The following is a 17,298-nucleotide window of genomic DNA, read 5'->3' as shown; positions in this document are numbered from 1 at the left end:
GGGCGCTTTCGAGATAGGCGGCACAGGCCGTGTCGTCCGGGAAAATACGCTGGAACTCCGGCAGAGACTGCGGGAACGGCAAATCTTCACGAGCCAGGACATCCATGCCCGACACTAGATCTAGTGGGTGTGGGAGTCAACCGGATAGGCAGGGCTGGTTCATGGTCGTTTGTCCCCGAAGTAAGCCAGTCATCCCATATTTGAACAATATTCGATGATTGAGACTCGACTCGATTTGTCATATCGGGTTCACTATTGGAATTGGTGAAGTGATTTCGATTGCCGGATTTACGCGGATTGGGGGGACAATCCATGCGAACATTGGGTATCGTGGCGGCCGGACTGGTGGCCGTCATCGTTGTTGCGTTTGCCGTTCACGTTTCGGCCTATGATCAATGGTCCTGCGCACCCGCTGTCCGGGCCATGGGGCTCGCCTCGAAGTCGAGCGCGGGCGACATGCAGTGCGAACTTGAAAAGCTCGACATAGCCGGATTGCCGCCGTCCGAACTCTATGCGCTTGGCAATGACTACATGCAGCGCAAGAAGCCAAACATGTCTCTCGTTCTCTGGGAGGAAGGCTGGCGCAAGGGACATGGTCCCTCGGCGCGGGCGATCGGCGAGATGCTGGACCCTAATTTGTGGGGAACGCAGCCAAGCGCTTTCACCAAGCCCAACGCCCAAGATTCCCGCAAATGGTACGAGCGGGCGGTCAAAAACGGCGATGTAAGCGCGCAGGCGCGGCTGGCCGCGCTTCCGGCCCAGTGATCTGCGGGCAAGTAATCCGCAGACAAATGATCCGGGGCAAGGGACCCGAAAGACGGTGCTATGAAACCGGATTCATCCCGACAAATTCGCGATTTGGTTTTGACAGATTTTCCAGGGGGGAGAGACTTTGCCGGAAGTTGAGCTCCATAAAGGCGTTCGGAAAACCGAAGACCGCCGTTCGATCTTCTCATTCTTTTTGACGGTCTCGCTGCTGCTGGGCATCGTCGGCGCTTTGCTTGCCGGCGCCGCTGCGCCCGCGTTCGCGCAGCAGACGCCTTTGCTGATGGAAGGCAAGAAAACGCTCTATCAGCGCGTGCTGGTGCGGCCTGGGACGCCCCTCGTGGATGCGCCGGGCCATAGCGCCCCTGCCAATGCCGAGCCGCTGCCGCCACTCACGCTTCTATATGTCTACAAGCGCATCGATTACCACGGGAAGGAATGGCTGGAAGTCGCCCATGCCAATCAGGGCCCGACAAATGGCTGGGTGGCGGCCGACCGGACCATCGACTGGAAGCAATCGCTCGTGCTCGAGTTCACCAACCCTGCCAATCGTGAGCGCAGTCTGTTCTTCCGCGACGAGGAGACGCTTGGTTCCCTGATCGAAGGCGGCAACGCGGCAAATGAAGCGCGCGGCTATCGCGCGACGGCGACCTCGGGCGAGGTGCCGCCTGGCTTTGCGGTCTCGACCGCCGAACCCGCCAATGCGATCGATTTCAGCGAGCAGTTCTATCTCCTGCCGATCCTGGAGCATGACGAGGCCTACTTCGACGACGGCTTTATCGCCAAGCTGCTCAAGGTGGCGATCGTGAATGCGACGGAAGACGGAAAGGTCCTCAAGAAGGAGGAGAATCTGAAGGTCGTTTCTGCCGTTGCTGACAAGCCGGATCCAGCCCCCGTTTCGAAGAAGCCCGACCTCGTCGTGCCGCCGAAACCCGATATTGGCACGCTGACCTACAGACCCTTTAAGGCCGGTGTCGTGTTCGTGGTCGATACCACGACCTCGATGCAGCCATATATCGAGCGAACGCGCGAGGCCGTTCAGCGTATTCAGAACCAGCTTGCCGGATCGAAGAACGGCAAGAACATGTGCTTCGGCATTGTCGGCTTTCGTGACAATGTGGATGCGGCGCCGGGGCTCGGCTATGTGACGAATATCCATCTGCCGCTCAAGGCAGGCTGTTCGCGCGAGCAGTTCGATGCACGGATCGGGGATGTGCGCGCGGCCACTAGTTCCAGCAAAGACTTCCGGGAAGACTCCTATGCCGGCACGCTGACCGCCATTACCGATATGGATTGGGGCGGGGTCGACGGCCGCTGGGTCATTCTCGTTACCGATGCTGGAGCGCGGTCCTCCACCGACCCGCTGGGGCGTACGGGCCAGGACGCGAAGCAACTCAATATTCTGGCCCAGGAAAAGGACATCGCCATCTCGGTCCTCCACCTGGAGACGCCGGCCGGACGCGGCAACCACAAGGAAGCCGAAAAGCAGTATCGCGAACTGTCGAAAAACCCGGTGACCGGCCCGCTCTATTTCGGCGTGCCGAACGGCGATATCGACAGGTTCGGTTCCAATGTGGACAGCCTGGCCAGTATGGTGGCAAGCGATGTCTCCTCTGACGTTGCCAAGTCTCACCAGAAGGACGAAGACAGCTACAAGGCCCGTCGCGATAAGATCATGGCCGAATATGAGCGCGCGGTGGCGTCTGCCAAGGCAAAACACAAGGAGGAGATGGCGGCTTATCAGGGGCAGCTTGATGCAAGCGGAAAGGCCGCGTCCGCGGAGCCTGCGAAAGCTGAAACGAACGCCCCGCCGGCGACAAAGGAAGAGATGGAGTTTCAGAAGCGGCTCGCCATGGCGGGATATGCGATGCGTCTGAAATATCTGGGCCGGGAAGCGGGCACCAAGGCGCCGTCCCTTTACGAAGGCTGGGTGTCCGATGTGGCGCTGGAGGACCCGTCGCTCAAATCGATGCAGGTGCGAGTCTTGCTGACCCGTAACCAGCTGAGCGATCTCCAGCAGGCCTTGAAGGCGATTGTCGAAACGGCGGAACGTACGCGCACGACGGCGAGCGAGTTTTTCAGCCAGCTTCAGGAGGCGGCCGCGCTGATGAGCCGCGATCCGGGCAATGTCGGCACCTCGCAGGTGAACCGCCTCGCCGATGTCGGCGCCCTGGGCGAATACCTGGAAGGCTTACCCTACAAGTCGAAAGTGCTGGAGATCGACGAGGCCACCTGGCTCAGCTGGAGCTTCGGGCAGCAGCGTGAATTTCTGGACGAACTGGAAGCGAAGATCCGTAACTACCAGGAATATCACGACGACACCGATCTCTGGATCTCTCTTGATGGTGGACGCGTACCCGGCGATGCGGTCTATCCGGTCAAGCTGGAGGCGCTGCCGTGACAGTGCACGACGGGGCACCGGTGTTCGATGTGCTCGACCTCGCCAAGCGACGGGAAAAGGCCGGGCACATATTCGAACTCCGCGTGCCCCGGTTCGTGCTGGACAGGGGCGGCATCGTGGTAGCGCGCGGGCGGAGCGGCTGCGGCAAGAGCACTCTGCTCGATCTGCTGGCGATGACTTTGGAGCCTTCCGAGAGCGGTACCTTCAGATTCTCGCCGGCCGAAAACGAAAAGCCGGTCGATGTCGCCGGTCTGTGGCGCCGCAAGCAGGAAGGGCGGGCCAGCCGGTTGCGCGGCCGCTATATCGGCTACGTCCTGCAAACGGGCGATCTGCTTCCCTTTTTGAGCGTCGCGGAGAATATACTGCTGCCTTTGCGCTTGCTCGCAGAGACGAACGATCGGCTCATGCCGCTCGCCGAACGGCTCGAGATCGATCATCTGCTTAAAAAGATGCCCTCCGATCTTTCGGTTGGCGAACGCCAGCGCGTCGCCATTGGCCGTGCGCTGGTGCATGACCCGGCTGTGATCCTTGCCGACGAGCCGACAGCGTCGGTCGACCCTGTCACCGCCGATCATGTTTTTCGGCTCCTTCTCGACGTTGCCCGGGAGCGCGGGATCGCGCTTGTTGTTGCAAGCCATGACTGGCTGCGTCTCGATGCGCTCGGCCTTCCCGCGCTCGAGCACCGCCTCGGTCACGATGAGGGATGTGTCCGCTCCGAGTTCTGGAACTAGGGGGGACGAATGTGAGCTGGCAAGCCGTCATCCTTGCTCTGCGGGAATTGTCGCACGAGCGTCTGAGCGCTCTGTGCTTCATTCTCGCCGTGATTTCTGTATTGCTGCCCCTGCTCGTTCTTTTCGGGCTGAAGTTCGGGCTCGTCGCCACGCTGGCGCAGCGCCTGATCGAAGATCCGCGAAGCCGGGAGATCATCGGCGTCGGAAGCGGCCGCTACGACATGGCATGGTTTGAAAACGTCGAAGGCTGGGGCGAGGTGGGCTTCGTCATGCCGAACACGCGTGCGATTTCGGCAAGTATCAACATGCTTCGCAATCCTGGCAACGGGAACCGGTTGCGCGGCGTACAGATGTTTCCCTCCGGCCCGGGCGATCCGCTGCTTCCGCCCGATATGAAAGATAGCCTTTCGACGCTTGTTTCGGGCGCTTCCGGGAACGGGATCATCCTTTCCTATCTCGCCGCGCGGCGGCTTGAGGCCGGGCAGGGCGACCGCCTGACCGGCTATCTCCAGCGCATACGCGGCGACAGGCGCGAGCGGGTCAAGCTCGAACTGACCGTGTTGGCGGTCGCGCCGGAATCGGCCAACCCGAACGAGGTCGCCTTCGTCTCGCTCCCATTCCTTGAGGCAACGGAAGATTATCGTGACGGATTTTCGGTGCCGGACAGGAACTGGCCCGGCGAAAACCGGCCGACTGAAAATCGTATCTATCCGCGTTACCGCCTTTATGCCTCTTCGATCTACACGGTGTCCGCTCTACGGGACCGGCTGGTGGGCGCCGGTCTCAATGTTAGAACCCGTGCCGCGGAGATTGAATCGCTGCAGAGCCTCGATCGCAATCTTAGCCGTATCTTCTGGATGTTGGCAGGGGTCGGCACGCTGGGCTTCGTGCTGTCGCTGGCCGCCAATCTCGTTTCCAATGTAGATCGCAAAAGGCGCCATCTGAGCCTCATCCGTTTGGTCGGCATGCCGCGTTCCGCGCTTGCCTTCTTCCCGGTCTCCCAGGCCGCGGTCATCGCGTTTCTCGGCAGTACTCTCTCCTTCGCTTTTTTTCTCATGATTGCCTCCACGCTTAACGGGTTCTTCGCGGGGAGCCTCAGGCCGGGAGAGGCGATCTGCCGTTTGCTGCCCGCCCATTATGCCTTCGCGTTCGCAGGAACGCTGTTCACGGCGGTCGCCGCCTCGTCCCTTGCCGCCGTGCGGACGGCGCGGGTCGATCCTTCGGAGGGCATTCGCGATGCGTAGAACTCTCCTTCTGGCCACGTTCTTCTGCCTCGCCGCGCTGACGGCGGGCAATGCGCCGGCGGCGCCGGCCGGGATCGAATGGAAGGAAAAATACTATAATCCGAAGCCCCAGCCGAACGATCTGGTTCTTCCCCTGCCATGCGGCGGGGCCATGGCTTTCCGTCCGATCACCATCGAAAGCACCGACTGGCTCGACGATGTGAAAGTGGAACTGGGCGGTACCGACGAGAATGTCGCCTACAAGGAAGACCGCCGCGACGCCTATGTCGCCGGCACCTTCACCGACGCGAAAGACAAGACCCGGCGGACATACTATCTCGGCAAGTATGAGGTGACGCATCTACAGGCGGCCGCGCTGGTCGGCGACTGCCTCAAGCCATCCACCAGGGAAGCCCTGCCGGAAGTCGGTGTGAGCTGGTTCAACGCCGTCGAGTCCGGACGGGCCTATACCGAATGGCTCCTCAAGAACGCGCCCGACGCGGTGCCCAGGGAAGGCCAGCTTGCCGGCTATCTGAGGCTGCCGACCGAAGATGAATGGGAATTCGCCGCGCGAGGCGGCCTTGCGGTTGATAATGCGGCGTTTCGCGGCCGTGTCTTTCCGATGCCTGACGGCAATCTCGCGCAATATGCGTGGTTCCAGGGATCTGGGTCCGCGGGTGGGCGACTACGGCCGGCCGGTCTCTTGAAAGGGAATCCGCTGGGGCTCCATGATATTCTGGGGAATGCATCCGAGATGGTCTTCGAGCCGTTCCATCTCAACAAGCGCGGCAGGCTGCACGGGCAGGTTGGCGGATTTATCAGCAAAGGCGGCGATATCCACACCTCCGATACGCAGATGCGCTCCTCCATGCGCGACGAACATTCCTTCTTCGACGATCGCACTGGCAAGGCCAACCATCTGAGCACCATGGGATTCCGTCTGGCGATCTCCGCGCCAGCCGTGGTCTCGGCCAAGCGGCTGACCCAGATTCAGAAGGCGTGGGAACAACTGCCCGCGCCGGATTCGGCGGACCAAACGGCGGACGATCAGCGCGCCGCCATCGCCGCAGTCGCGAACGTCGCCAAGTCGGTCGAAGACAAGACGCTGCGTGACCAACTCGATGCGGCTCGGCTCGGCTTCGAGCGTGTCAGCGCCGAGCGGAACGAAGTTCGAAATCGCGCCGTTAAGGCGCTCGTTCGAACGGGTGCGATTTTCGCAAACAAGGTCAAGACGGATGAGGTGCGCCTTTCCGCCGTCGAAAAGGCAAAGGAAAGAGCGGATGCGCTCAGAGACAAGATAAGGGCGCGTCTTCTGGATGCGAGAACTGCCGGGCAGGCCGACAAGGTTGCCCGCATGCAATCGGCGCTCGACAGGGCCGGCGGCCAGATTGCGAAAATTTCGAAGAATCTCGATCAGCTGCGCGAGGCTCGCGACCGGTCTCTGGCCTACTACGCGGATATCGTGGTTTCGGTGGCGAGCGACTATTCGGTTCAGGTCGTGTCGCCGCAGCTCGACGCGCTGCATGTCGAGTTCGAACTGAAGAAGATCAAGTACCTAATTCCTTATGCGGATCTTTTTGTTGCGCATATCAGCGAGTACAGGAGAAATGGAAAGGCGAATGTCGAGGCGTGGCACCGCGCGCTTTCCGATCTGTAGGTCATTGGGGGATGAGATGACATTTATCAAACGGTTTTTCGTCATGGCGGTCGCGGCCGTCTTTCTTGTCGGCTGCCAGACGACCGGTAGCGGAAGCTATCTCGGCGCGTCCGATGAACCGGACATGAGCCCGGCCGAACGCACCATGCATGAGCGATCCGAAGCGTTCAACCGAACCATCTGGGAAGGTGCCGCGATGGGTGCGGTTGGCGGCGCGATCATGGGCATTTTGATCGGTAGGGACGCAAAAAGCGCTGCGATCGGTGCCGCTGCCGGCGCGCTCGCGGGCGGTTTGGCCGGCAATTACCTGGCGAATAAGCAGCAGCAATATGCGCACAAGGAGCAGCAGCTGGATGCCATGATCGCCGACGTTCATACCAAGAACGTTCAGGCCAAGCAGATGGTGTCTGCACTCGAGGATGTGGTTGCGGAAGACCGCAAACGGTTGGCGCTGGCGAACAAGCAGTATGAAGACGGATTGATCAAGAAGGCCGAGTACGACAGGGAGATCAAGGACGTCAAGGACAACCGGGCCTATATCGACAGCCAGATTGCAGACGCCCGCAAGCAGCACAAGGTCTTCAAGGACGCCGGGAATGAATTCCAGAAGGCCAATCCTGGCACAGACATGAAGAAGTACGACTCGGAAGTGGAAGAGTTGGGGCGCCGTATCGATTACATGGCAAAGGTTTCAGACGAGATTTCCGATCCGTCTTTGGGCTAGGAGGGGCGCATGAAAAATTATCTTACCGGATCCCTCATGTTTCTGGCAGTGACGTTGCTGGCGTCCTGTCAGGGCGTCAACTCGGATCCGGCGGCTGGCGGGTTCATGAACGGCGTTAGCGGCGTCATGGGCGGCGGTTATCAACAGCGTATCGACGAGAAGGAACAGGTGCTGCAATCCGAACAGGGCGAACATAATGCGCTGATGGATCGGGCGGCGGCGCTGCGGCAGGAGCGGGCGCAGATCCGGTATGAACTGGACCGCTCCCATGCGCGCATTTCGAAACTGCGCGAACGGATCGCCGCGCAGAAGCGCAAGCTCGATACCGAGCGGGGCCGAAACTCGGACGCGTGGCTCAAACTTCGCCAAGCGGAAAGGACGGTCGCAAAAGTGGACCATAGCTACAAGGTCGCCAGCGCCGATAGCGACAAGCTTCCCGTGCCCGAGGCGAAAGCTCGGGTGGGCAGCATTCAGGATGATCTGGACGAGCTGGACGGCATTGTAAGCGTCGTGGATGAGTTATCGGCCGGCTATTAGGGCGCTCGATTCGTTGTTTGAGCTTTCTAAATGAGTGTCGGGTGCTGGTTCTCATTCGGGGTTGCAGAATGCCTTCTCGCTCGGGAGAAAGCGGCGCGAGCAGAGAGGAGGTGTGGACGCGGCAATAGTCGTCAAGCATCCTCTTGAGAACACGATTGCTGATGGCTGGTCTCGTTAGAAAGTTCCCATCTCCGGGCCAGGAATCGCAACTGATTCTGGCAATTGATGTGGCTTGATCTACGCACCATGACGGCTGGAATAGTCCCAGTGAACCGCGCCAGGATTGCCGGAGGCCAGGTAATTTAGGTTAGGCCGCCATGGTCTGTGTTTCCAGAGCGGTGTAGTGAGTTGCTTCGGCCTCTGCGGGCGGGATGTTTCCGATGGGCTCCATCAGGCGGCGGTTGTTGAACCAGTCGACCCATTCGAGTGTAGCGCATTTCACAGCCTCGAAGCTGCGCCATGGGCCACGGCGGTGGATGACCTCTGCCTTGAACAGGCCGTTGACCGTTTCGGCCAGGGCATTGTCATAGCTGTCGCCGACGCTACCCACCGAAGGCTCCAGACCGGCTTCGGCCAGCCGTTCGGTATATTTGATCGACAGGTATTGCGATCCCCGCTCCGAATGATGCACCAGACCCGCTTCCGGCCTGCGTTGATGCACGGCCTGCTCGAGAGCATCGAGAACGAGGCCCGTATCAGCCCTGCGGCTCACGCGCAAACCGACAATCCGTCGGGTAAAGGTATCGATGACCAATGCGATATAAACGAAGCCCCGCCAGAAGCCCCGCCGCGTGGGGAGTGGCGTAAGAAGCGCGGATGCGCTTCTCCTCCCCGAACCGTAGGTGCACCTTTCAGCGCATTCGGCTCTCTAATCAATCTTGGCCCATGGTCATGGTGACATCACGATAGTTTGAGGGGACGGTGCAGCGAGTTTTGCGCCGGAAGATGTATGGATTGATCTCCGGGTTCGGCCATCGGAACTACGCGTCTGGGCTTGATGCCATTCGGCGCAGAGCCTTTTCGACACGGTTTCCACGTTCACTTCGTCCTTAAACGAGCTAGGTCTTTGTCTTGCCCCCTCTGGCTCTCGATATCAGCTCCGCATCAAGGGTTTGATGCGTGACCGATATTTCCGCGCCAGCCAGTGTGCCAGTTTCCAGAACACGAGAGTGTCGATGCGCCGGCATTTGCTGCCTCAAAGATACGACAAAGCGCAGGTGATGCCGGGCAGGCCAGACCCCGTGTGCCGGAAGACCTGGACCGGGATCCGGACATCAAACCTTGAACGTAAAGCCCGGGTCGAATTCCGGGTTCGTCACCTCGATCTGGTAGCCATAGGGATTGCAGAGCACCCGGGTGCTGCCGATCGTGTAGTCGAGACTGTCGTGGATATGACCGTGGACCCACGCCTCCGGCTCATATCGCTCGATCAGGTACTCGAGATCCGATGCATAGGCTGCGGCGTCCAGACTCTTTGCTCGCTCCGGGTTTTTGTCCAGGCTTCTGGCGCTCGGCGCGTGATGGGTGACGACCACAGTCGGGCCCTCGAAGGGCTCGGCCAAAGCGCTTTCGAGCCAGTTCCTCTGCTCGCGGTGCAGACCGACCACCCATCGCGGATTGAGCTTGCGCCGGTTCCGGCTGGCCGAACGCCGCTTGATAAAACGGAAGTCGTTCATCTCACGCCGGAGTTGGCCCAAGGCCGAATAATACGTGTCCGGATCAATCCGGTAGTCGGTCCAGAGCGTGGTGCCGACGAAGCGCGTGCCGTCAAGCTTCACGGTGTCGTTCATCAGAACATGGACCTCATCGTTCGAGGCCGCCCGAAGGTCCTCGATCACATCCTCAAGAATGCCGTCATAGAATTCGTGATTGCCCGGGACATAGACCGCAGGCGCATCCAGCCTATGGGCGATGGCTTTGGCCCGCTCGATGCCGTCCCGGCCTTCCGAGATATCGCCTGCCAGAACGACGACATCGATCTTGCCGCGCAGATCTGCCGGCGGCGTGAAGTCACTCCCATGCTCGTAATGGAGGTCTGAATAGACGGCAATTCGGGTCATGGCGCCATCATCTCCACGCTCTGCATATTTGCGCCCCTGACCCGGACGAATTGACCCGGGCGAATCTGACCCGACGCATCCTGTCTTCTGTGTTTCGCTGGCGGGATCATCTGCACGTCACCACGAGGCGAGCAGGTGGTGGTTCTGCTCGTGCCCGCATCACAGCGGGATCTGCTTCGGTTTCGAACACTGCGTCGCCATCGAGCGATCCGTGTTGCGTCCGGGACGGCATACCGCTTCGATTTTGTATTCGAGTTTTTATATAGCGCGTCAATGTCGGATCGCAAGCTGAAAGCGGGATGCTGGCGCCGCGCCTCTGGTGTCGCGGGGAAGGCTACTGAGTGCCTGCATTTCATCCGCCCCGAAAATCTTCGTCTGACTACGCGTGGGAAACCTCGTTGTCTTGCCTCGGCGTAGCCTTCGGCGCAGCCCGGGTCAGGGCAGGGCGGATAGCCTCCATCGAGTGTTTGCACTGGCAGGGCCGGCGTCCATATCGACGCCATGAAGGTTTTCCGCGTCTGGCGATACGTACTAGCCTCGACGGATGAGCAGGCCGCGCAGATGCGGCAATGCGCCGGCGTGGTGCGGCTGGTCTATAATCTCGCGCTGGAGCAGCGCCGGGCGCGCCGGCTATCCCACACCCCGGCGCCTCAATCGGAATTGGGGGATGACCCATCTCCCGAAAATCGGCCCGGTCCGCTTCCGCTGGACCCGCGACATCGCCGGTACCGTGAAGAATGTTACGGTCACAAGCGACCCGCTGGGCTGGCATGTCAGTATCGGCTGCGACGAGCCAGACCTGTTCGGAGTGTGGTTCGATCTCGAAAACCCACCGCAAGAGCCGAGCGGTGCTTATCTGTTCCGACTGCGGGCACTCGGCCCATGCCGATACGAAAGCGGCGCGGAACATACTTCAGGCCGGAACGCGGCTTTCGGAGAGGGCGGCGGACGCGGGTCCGTCGAACCGGGAATCTCGTCAGATCCCGCTCGCATCAGGCTGATGCGAAAATCCCCCTCCTTCAGGTCGGGGAAGACGTTAAGGCAATCAGGACAGGGACTACCTGTCTGAGATGAGCTCAGTGTGGCCGTGTTCAGGCGACAGCGTAACTTTTGTTGCGTTCGGTGCGGGTTGAACAGAGTGTTGAGTGCGCTTGAAGAATTGTTCCGAAATCCGATTTGTGTGATCCGGTGTCCATAGACATGCAGACAAGATCCGGCTTGAATATTGACATCTTTGTCAGAAGTAGCCGGTGGACGAATTCAGGACGCATATTTTCGAATTGCTTTCGATGCGCGGCCGGCGTTCACGGGCGAGCTTTGTGCTGACGATCGGAGCGGCAACTATGGCTGCCGGTTTCGCGTTGAGCCTCGTATTGTCGACGGCGATTTGGGAGATCGCCAATGTCGGGTTCGATGTGTTCGGATGGGCGGGAATGGCATTGCTGCCGATTTCTTATATTTTCGCGAGCATCTGCGTGCAGCGCCTGCACGATATCGGCCTGAACGGGTTGTGGTTTGTTCCGGCTGTCGGCGCTGTTGCGGTCATGCCGGATCTGGCGTTGATGTTCCTCGTCTTTGCGATCGCGCTGGTTGCATTGATGGTCACTCCGGGTACGCCCGGTGCGAACCGTTACGGCCGCAACCGCTTCCCTTATCCGAACGCGCCGTAAAACCCGGTCCTTCAGGGCGGGGATACACGGCGCTCCCGCGCGAGCGGGAATACCTGTGTTCTCTTTTGGTTCTTGCATTTCAGTCGGCTCTGCGGAAAGATTCCGGTATGCGACGCGCGATCAAGCTTAGGCTCTACCCCACGAAGGAACAAGCTGAGGAACTGGACTTCCAGTTCGGCGCAGCGCGCTGGGTCTTCAACGACGCGCTGGAGCAGAGGTCGTCGCTCTGGAAGGAGCGGAAGGGATCCATCTCCAGATCCGATTTGATCAAGCGTCTGCCCAGGTTGAAATCGGCGCCGGAAACGGCCTGGCTGAAGCGTGGCGACAGCCAGGCTATGCAGCAATCGATCATGCATCTCGACGAGGCGTTTCAGCGTTTCTTCCGGAAGCGGGGTCGCTATCCGCGTTTCAAGTCGAAGCACGGCCGACAGGCGATCTCGTATCCGCAGCGGGTCAGGATCGTCGGCGGAAGCCGACTGTATTTACCGAAGGTCGGGGACGTCCGCGCGGTGCTGCACCGCCCGGTCGAGGGCGAGATCAAGACGGTTACCGTCTCCCGTGAGCCAACGGGCAAGTTCTTCGCCTCGATCCTGGTCGAGGATGGGCGCGAAGCTCCGGTAGCGCCCGAGGAGGTTTCCGCATCCGACGCCGTCGGCATTGACCTCGGATTGGTGCATTTTGCGACGCTCTCCGGCAACTCGGATGGCCGGAACGTGAAAGTTCCGAACCCGAGGCATTACCGCAACGCTCTTGCAGCGCTGAAGCGGCAGCAGCGCGCCTTGTCGCGCAAGAAGAAAGGATCTTCCAACCGGGCGAAGTCCCGGTTGAAGGTCGCGCGCGCCCACGAGCGCGTGACGAACGCCCGAAACGATTTTCAGCACAAACTGTCGAGACTGCTGGTCGACGAGAACCAAGCGATTTGCGTCGAGACGCTGAATGTCCGTGGCATGCTCCGGAACCGGGCGCTTGCCCGGTCCGTCGCCGACGCCGGATGGCACGGCTTCGTCTCGAAGCTGGCCTACAAGGCCCAGGAATCCGGCCGGCATTTCGTAAAGATAGATCGGTTCAACCCGTCGACGAAGACGTGCTCGCTCTGCGGCTCGATCAATGACGATCTATCTCTCGCCGACAGATCGTGGACCTGTGGCAATTGCGGTGCGGAGCACGATCGGGACGGAAACGCGGCAGACAATATCCGCCGCGAGGGGCTTTTGAAGTTACAGGCGGCAGGACTGTCCGTCTCAGGCCTGTGGAGGCATGCGTAAGACCATTCTCCCCCGGGAGAGCGGCCGCCGCCAGCGAAGCAGGAAGCCCCGTCCTTCAGGGCGGGGAGCAGTCACCACTCCAGTTTTGCGTCCTCCGGTTTCGGCGGGCGCTGACGGACCGCCTCCTCAGATTCAGAACCCTGGAAGGCGAGAAAAGGCCCTGCTGTTCCCTAGCGGCAGGGCCTTTTCGTTGATAAATGCGTGGGAAGCCCCGTCGTTCAAGGTGGGGAGGAAAGCGCGTATCGAGATTTTCATTTGCGTGCCCGGTGTCCGTATCGATGGGACCGGACCTCGCCGTGAGAACCAAGCGGCGCGGAACCTAGCTCGGGCCGCCCCCCGGCGATTCGGTGCGCCGAGTGGCAAACCGGTCGCGGCGTATCGGTTCTCCTGGCAAGGCGAGGACAGGGTTTCAAAGACGTCGGCTCCGCTACGGGTATCGTTATTTGCGAACGATGTCGCACCATTTCCCATGCGTCGAGGGGGAATAGGGGATTGCAAGACCAATCGAAATCATGTCGTCGGCGATATCATGTCCATCGACGAAAACACGCGCGAGCGTGCGCTCGTACACGTCGTTCCCATTGCGCTCGATCGTGACAACGGCACCACCACGCAGTTTGCGGCGGAGATAGTCCCGGGCCTTGATCGCGGCCTCGCGCTCGGCGGCGCATTTCGCACGGGTCCCCAGTTCCGGCGCATCCACGCCGAGAATGCGGACCCGCTCGGCGCCCATACGGAACGTGTCGCCGTCGTAAATCGATGTGATCTCGGAGGCCGAGACAGGCGTCGCAGCGCCGGACGGGGCCCCGGAGGTACTGGTCTGTTGATAGAGAGCGATCGCGCCGATAATCAGCAGGCCGACGGCGAAGCCGGCATTGCGGCGGCGAAAGAGTCCTATGAAGCGGCGGCGGGGTCTGGAACGGAACTGAAATATGCGAGCCATCTTTGTGTCCATGTCGGGAGCGTCGAAAAGACTTTATCAAAAGCGAGAAAAAGTGCGCTTTTGGTAAATCGTTCAGGGGCAGGTTTCAGGGGCTGCGTGTTGGGAGATGGACCCAACCGTCGAGGACACCGGTGACGGAAGCGATTGTCGCGGAGGGTATCTGCTGGCAGCCGGCCCAGCTCGTATCGATCTCGCCGGTCACTTTGTCTCCCAACCGGGTTGGAACGTCTTCATGCGATGCGGTGCGGGCTGTTTTGCTGATCCGGCGAGGTCACACTCAGGGTGACAGGAGCCGTACGCGTCTAACCGAAGCTGTCTGGATCGCGTTCAGCCGCTCCGAAAAGGTCCGGGAAAAAGCGCTCTCTGTAATCGAGAGGGAAGGCAATGCGGACCGGTGTCTTTGGGCCGTCCGATTTGAGAAATCCGGCTGACACGAGTCTGGTCAGCGTTTTCCGCGCAGTACGCTGCGACGTCTGCAGGACCAGAGCGGCGTGGCCGCGGTCAAGTTCTCCTGAAAGGAATACCGCTTCCGCCAGTGTAGGTGCACGCGCGTCGTCGACGGTTTCGCGGATGATATCGGTGTAACGCTCGAGAAGGCGGTCCTGGTCGAACATGAAGAGGGAAAAGCGGATCTGATCGTGGGCTGCTTTCAGAAACCATTCCGTGAAAGAGCTGAGCGCGGCCAGAGACAGGTTCCCCCGACCGTCCAGGTCGCCGCGCCGCGGACCGTCGGCGGCATCCATCTGCCGTTTGTATTCGCCGCTGTCGACAAGGCCTCTTGCTAGGCCGCGGGAAATCGACCAGAGCCCGTGACTGCCGATCCCGGCGTGAAGCGCCATCGCATGAGATACGAGCCGGGATACCCGGCCGTTCCCGTCGGGGAAGGGATGAATGAAATTGAGGCGATGATGGGCTGCCGGGATTGCGAGCATGTAGCGGATCTTGTTTTGAGACGAGAGCTCGCCGTAGCGCCGGGCGAAGTGCTTCATGTATTCGGCGACGCGGACAGAACTCGGGGGCTGATGGCGTCCGACGGATACGTCTTCGTCATCGGTCTCGCGAAAGCGACCCGGAACGATCTCGATCTTCCGTCCATCGCCTGATGTCATCACCCGATATTCTGCGGGCATGTTTTCGTAGAAGCGGGCATGGACGTATCTGATGAATTCTATCGATGTGGCCACCGGCAAGCGGTCGGCAGCGAAGAGTTCGTCGATTTCCCGCTCAACGAGGACATGCGCCTTGGCCTCTTCTGCCAGAGGGCGGATTTTGTCATCGACTTCGGCGCCTGCCAGCGCGTATTCGATGTCGCGTGGGCGGACGTCGTGGCCTTCGATGAGACCGGAGTAGTAAGCATTCATTACACGGACGAGCTCAGCAAGCTCCTGCCTGGTCCCGGGAGAACGGAGCTCGTTGTCCAGCTTCCGGGCGTCTTCCAGGATGGTCCCGGCGAGGTTGGCCAGGTCTGCCGGCACGCCGGAATCCGCCCCCTCAAGAAGGCAGGGTTCGATGCGACCCGGGGTTTCAAGCGGCGCCATCCGATTGCCGATCTATGGAGCAGGAAAAGTCGTTCAAATATCGGTACTTAACAACAAAATCGCTACTATTTTGCCGATCTTTATTGCCGATGTTTGGCTTCGCTGAAAAGGCAATGGAATCATGTCTCTACGGGGGAGAGGCTTCTGTATGCCGATTCAGCTTGCCCCTCGGAAGGATGCGCGATCAAGCCGAGTTGCCGCCATTTTTGCGAGATGGGGGCAACTGGTAATTCGGCCAACAGGTTCGCGGGATCGCCTTGAAGCCGGTCTCTCCAGCCCGCAAACCGGGCGCGTTCCGCCAGATATCGTTCGGCGACATCGAGAACCTGTGGCTCACGGTCTGTCTCGGGGCTCAAAACCCGCGCGGCCGCTGTCGCCATCGCCATGACCGGTTCGGATATCGGGGCGGGGCGGTTTTCTTTCTTCGGAGCTCTCCCGTTTTCGGGTGTGTCGTTTGTCCCGGTCCCGGTCGGTGAACTCCGGCTACCTTGCCGAGCAGTGACTCCTTCTTCCGAAGGATTGGGATCTCCGACAAAAATGTCGGTAAGGGATCCAAAAAAACGATCGATCCAGGCGCGCAGTTTTTTCGAGAGCACGGAGTAGGTGTTGATCGCCCGGCGGTTGCGCTTTTCGGTCCAGGCGCGCTGGATCCGGATGAGGCCGAGGCTTTCCAGATGCAGGATCGCGCGCTCCACCGTTTTCTGGCTCGTGCCCGCATAGGCCGCGATCGCGTCGAAGGCGATGCGCACCTCGCGGCGGTCCTTGAGCTCCTTGGCGAGCGTGTAGAGCACGGCGCCCATCGCCGGCGTCAGGCCATAGGTGGAGTGCTTCAGCCAGAACGGGAGGCGGCCGGCCATGTCCTGCCAGCGGTCCTTGTTGCGATGTGGTCCGTATGCGGCCTTTTTCGGGCGGGCCGGCGTGATCTTGAGATCGAGCGCGGGGCCGTTTTTACCTTCAACGATGTCGAAGCGGCCCTGGTTCCTGAGCGCGCGGCGGTCGCTCGCCTTGGCTTTCTCGCGCTGGGCCGTGCTCGCCTCGATATCGGCCAGCATTTTCGCCATCAGCTCCGCGTCGGGGGCGCGGCGCATCAGTTCGGTGTTCATCAATCGGGTAGCAGGGTTCGGTCGGCGCCCGGGGTGATTCCGGTCCGTCATGTCTTCCTCCAGTTCTGAGGAAGCCGCCGCCCGGGCAAAGACCCAGGGTTCGCCGCAAGCGTGTTCTTGCGGCGTTAACCCGTCGGGCCTATCTTCTGACCGTGAACTAGATCAGAGGCCGCGACGTCGGCTTCGGGTTTCAAAGGGTCTCCGGGTGCAACCGGGGGCCCTTTTCTTTTGGTTTCAATGGGTTAGATCGTCGCTTCCCTCCTCGGTTCGAGTCCGTTGAACGCGCTGGGCGTTCGTCCTGCTTTCCGGGCAGCGCGGCTGATTCGCAGGCCGCAGCTCTCCCGTGCCGGCGCGCGATTTTTTGCTTGCCGGGGAAATTCGAGGTGGGTAATGTCGGGGTTATCAAACACGACCGACGAACCCACCTGGGGTTCTTTCCGAGCCCTCCGAAGCGCCAACTTCGGGGGGTTCGTCGCGTTTGGGGTCACGTTTTCAAGACGGGCTCCCTGTGGTCGGAACGGGTGTCACGGCCGAGCGCTGCCGAAATCAGGCGCTGCACGGCCTCGGAACGGTTCTCACCAGGCGCGGCGACCGCATCCACCGCGGCGATGATCTTCTCGTCCATATGCAGACAAACCGACTTCTTGCCCGCGCGCGGGCGCGCGGGCGAACCGCAGATGC

15 protein-coding genes and 3 pseudogenes are annotated in these 17,298 nt (G+C 60.6%); 11 read left to right on the top strand and 7 right to left on the bottom strand.

Translation table 11 applies throughout. The features are described from left to right. Positions 1–106 (bottom strand): annotated as a pseudogene (locus tag CMI59_RS02280) (IS1595 family transposase); the annotation flags it as partial. A gap of 206 nt (positions 107–312) precedes the next feature. Here CMI59_RS02280 and CMI59_RS02275 point away from each other — a divergent pair. From CMI59_RS02275 to CMI59_RS02245, 7 genes are all read left to right on the top strand, one after another. Beyond that, positions 313–765 (top strand): hypothetical protein, encoded by a 453-nt coding sequence (locus CMI59_RS02275; protein ID WP_293324148.1) that lies wholly within the window; start codon positions 313–315, stop codon positions 763–765. 127 nt (positions 766–892) lie between these two features. Beyond that, complete coding sequence (locus CMI59_RS02270; protein WP_293324146.1) at positions 893–3,166, top strand: vWA domain-containing protein; 2,274 nt, start codon at positions 893–895, stop codon at positions 3,164–3,166. After that, on the top strand, positions 3,163–3,897 hold the full coding sequence (locus CMI59_RS02265; RefSeq protein ID WP_293324143.1) for an ATP-binding cassette domain-containing protein: 735 nt from the start codon (positions 3,163–3,165) through the stop codon (positions 3,895–3,897). Before CMI59_RS02270 ends, CMI59_RS02265 begins: the two co-directional genes overlap by 4 nt. Positions 3,898–3,908: 11 nt before the next feature. Further along, positions 3,909–5,141, top strand: a complete 1,233-nt coding sequence (locus CMI59_RS02260) for an FtsX-like permease family protein (RefSeq protein ID WP_293324140.1) — start codon at positions 3,909–3,911, stop codon at positions 5,139–5,141. Continuing rightward, positions 5,134–6,777, top strand: coding sequence for an SUMF1/EgtB/PvdO family nonheme iron enzyme (locus tag CMI59_RS02255; protein WP_293324137.1), 1,644 nt, complete (start codon positions 5,134–5,136; stop codon positions 6,775–6,777). Before CMI59_RS02260 ends, CMI59_RS02255 begins: the two co-directional genes overlap by 8 nt. Continuing rightward, positions 6,740–7,501, top strand: coding sequence for a glycine zipper domain-containing protein (locus CMI59_RS02250; protein WP_293324134.1), 762 nt, complete (start codon positions 6,740–6,742; stop codon positions 7,499–7,501). Before CMI59_RS02255 ends, CMI59_RS02250 begins: the two co-directional genes overlap by 38 nt. A 9-nt stretch (positions 7,502–7,510) precedes the next feature. Beyond that, on the top strand, positions 7,511–8,038 hold the full coding sequence (locus CMI59_RS02245; protein ID WP_293324131.1) for a hypothetical protein: 528 nt from the start codon (positions 7,511–7,513) through the stop codon (positions 8,036–8,038). Positions 8,039–8,345: 307 nt separating this feature from the next. On the opposite strand, the pseudogene CMI59_RS02240 reads toward CMI59_RS02245, so the two are convergent. Beyond that, positions 8,346–8,816: pseudogene (locus CMI59_RS02240) on the bottom strand (DDE-type integrase/transposase/recombinase); the annotation flags it as partial. Between the two features lie 496 nt (positions 8,817–9,312). After that, complete coding sequence (locus CMI59_RS02235; RefSeq protein ID WP_293324128.1) at positions 9,313–10,098, bottom strand: metallophosphoesterase; 786 nt, start codon at positions 10,096–10,098, stop codon at positions 9,313–9,315. 501 nt (positions 10,099–10,599) lie between these two features. Between CMI59_RS02235 and CMI59_RS16880 the strand changes: the two are divergent. The 4 genes and pseudogenes from CMI59_RS16880 to CMI59_RS02225 all read left to right on the top strand — a co-directional run. After that, positions 10,600–10,713, top strand: a pseudogene (locus CMI59_RS16880) (helix-turn-helix domain-containing protein); the annotation flags it as partial. Between the two features lie 122 nt (positions 10,714–10,835). Continuing rightward, entirely contained in the window at positions 10,836–11,099 is a 264-nt protein-coding gene (locus CMI59_RS16875; protein WP_363102353.1) for a zinc ribbon domain-containing protein, read from the top strand. Positions 11,100–11,348: 249 nt separating this feature from the next. Continuing rightward, positions 11,349–11,768: a DUF805 domain-containing protein gene (locus CMI59_RS02230; protein ID WP_167093433.1), complete on the top strand. Its 420-nt coding sequence runs from the start codon at positions 11,349–11,351 to the stop codon at positions 11,766–11,768. Positions 11,769–11,875: 107 nt separating this feature from the next. Further along, positions 11,876–13,033 (top strand): RNA-guided endonuclease TnpB family protein, encoded by a 1,158-nt coding sequence (locus CMI59_RS02225; protein ID WP_167093436.1) that lies wholly within the window; start codon positions 11,876–11,878, stop codon positions 13,031–13,033. Between the two features lie 439 nt (positions 13,034–13,472). Here CMI59_RS02225 and CMI59_RS02220 read toward each other — a convergent pair whose 3' ends face one another. The 4 genes from CMI59_RS02220 to CMI59_RS02205 all read right to left on the bottom strand — a co-directional run. Further along, positions 13,473–13,976: a thermonuclease family protein gene (locus tag CMI59_RS02220; protein WP_167093438.1), complete on the bottom strand. Its 504-nt coding sequence runs from the start codon at positions 13,974–13,976 to the stop codon at positions 13,473–13,475. Between the two features lie 302 nt (positions 13,977–14,278). Beyond that, the gene (locus tag CMI59_RS02215) at positions 14,279–15,514 is read right to left on the bottom strand and encodes a Fic family protein (RefSeq protein ID WP_167093440.1); all 1,236 of its coding nucleotides are present in this window, start codon (positions 15,512–15,514) and stop codon (positions 14,279–14,281) included. A gap of 119 nt (positions 15,515–15,633) precedes the next feature. After that, positions 15,634–16,566 carry a hypothetical protein gene (locus CMI59_RS02210; RefSeq protein ID WP_293324115.1) on the bottom strand — a complete coding sequence of 311 codons (933 nt, stop codon included), beginning with the start codon at positions 16,564–16,566 and terminating at the stop codon, positions 15,634–15,636. 535 nt (positions 16,567–17,101) lie between these two features. After that, a partial coding sequence (locus CMI59_RS02205; protein ID WP_293324113.1) for a hypothetical protein occupies positions 17,102–17,298 on the bottom strand: 197 nt, incomplete at its 5' end.

The organism is Parvibaculum sp. (assembly GCF_002684405.1).
Taxonomy (GTDB): Bacteria; Pseudomonadota; Alphaproteobacteria; order Parvibaculales; family Parvibaculaceae; genus Parvibaculum.
The sequence above is the reverse complement of the archived record's forward strand: the minus strand, read 5'-3'. Positions and strand labels throughout refer to the sequence as shown.

Bases quoted from the DNA above. Each gene is read 5' to 3' on its own strand.
- CMI59_RS02250 (WP_293324134.1), top strand. From the start codon at position 6,740: ATGTCGAGGCGTGGCACCGCGCGCTTTCCGATCTGTAGGTCATTGGGG.
- CMI59_RS02215 (WP_167093440.1), bottom strand. From the start codon at position 15,514: ATGGCGCCGCTTGAAACCCCGGGTCGCATCGAACCCTGCCTTCTTGAG.
- CMI59_RS02275 (WP_293324148.1), top strand. From the start codon at position 313: ATGCGAACATTGGGTATCGTGGCGGCCGGACTGGTGGCCGTCATCGTT.
- CMI59_RS02220 (WP_167093438.1), bottom strand. From the start codon at position 13,976: ATGGCTCGCATATTTCAGTTCCGTTCCAGACCCCGCCGCCGCTTCATA.
- CMI59_RS02245 (WP_293324131.1), top strand. From the start codon at position 7,511: ATGAAAAATTATCTTACCGGATCCCTCATGTTTCTGGCAGTGACGTTG.
- CMI59_RS02255 (WP_293324137.1), top strand. From the start codon at position 5,134: ATGCGTAGAACTCTCCTTCTGGCCACGTTCTTCTGCCTCGCCGCGCTG.
- CMI59_RS02235 (WP_293324128.1), bottom strand. From the start codon at position 10,098: ATGACCCGAATTGCCGTCTATTCAGACCTCCATTACGAGCATGGGAGT.
- CMI59_RS16875 (WP_363102353.1), top strand. From the start codon at position 10,836: ATGTTACGGTCACAAGCGACCCGCTGGGCTGGCATGTCAGTATCGGCT.
- CMI59_RS02210 (WP_293324115.1), bottom strand. From the start codon at position 16,566: ATGCTGGCCGATATCGAGGCGAGCACGGCCCAGCGCGAGAAAGCCAAG.
- CMI59_RS02225 (WP_167093436.1), top strand. From the start codon at position 11,876: ATGCGACGCGCGATCAAGCTTAGGCTCTACCCCACGAAGGAACAAGCT.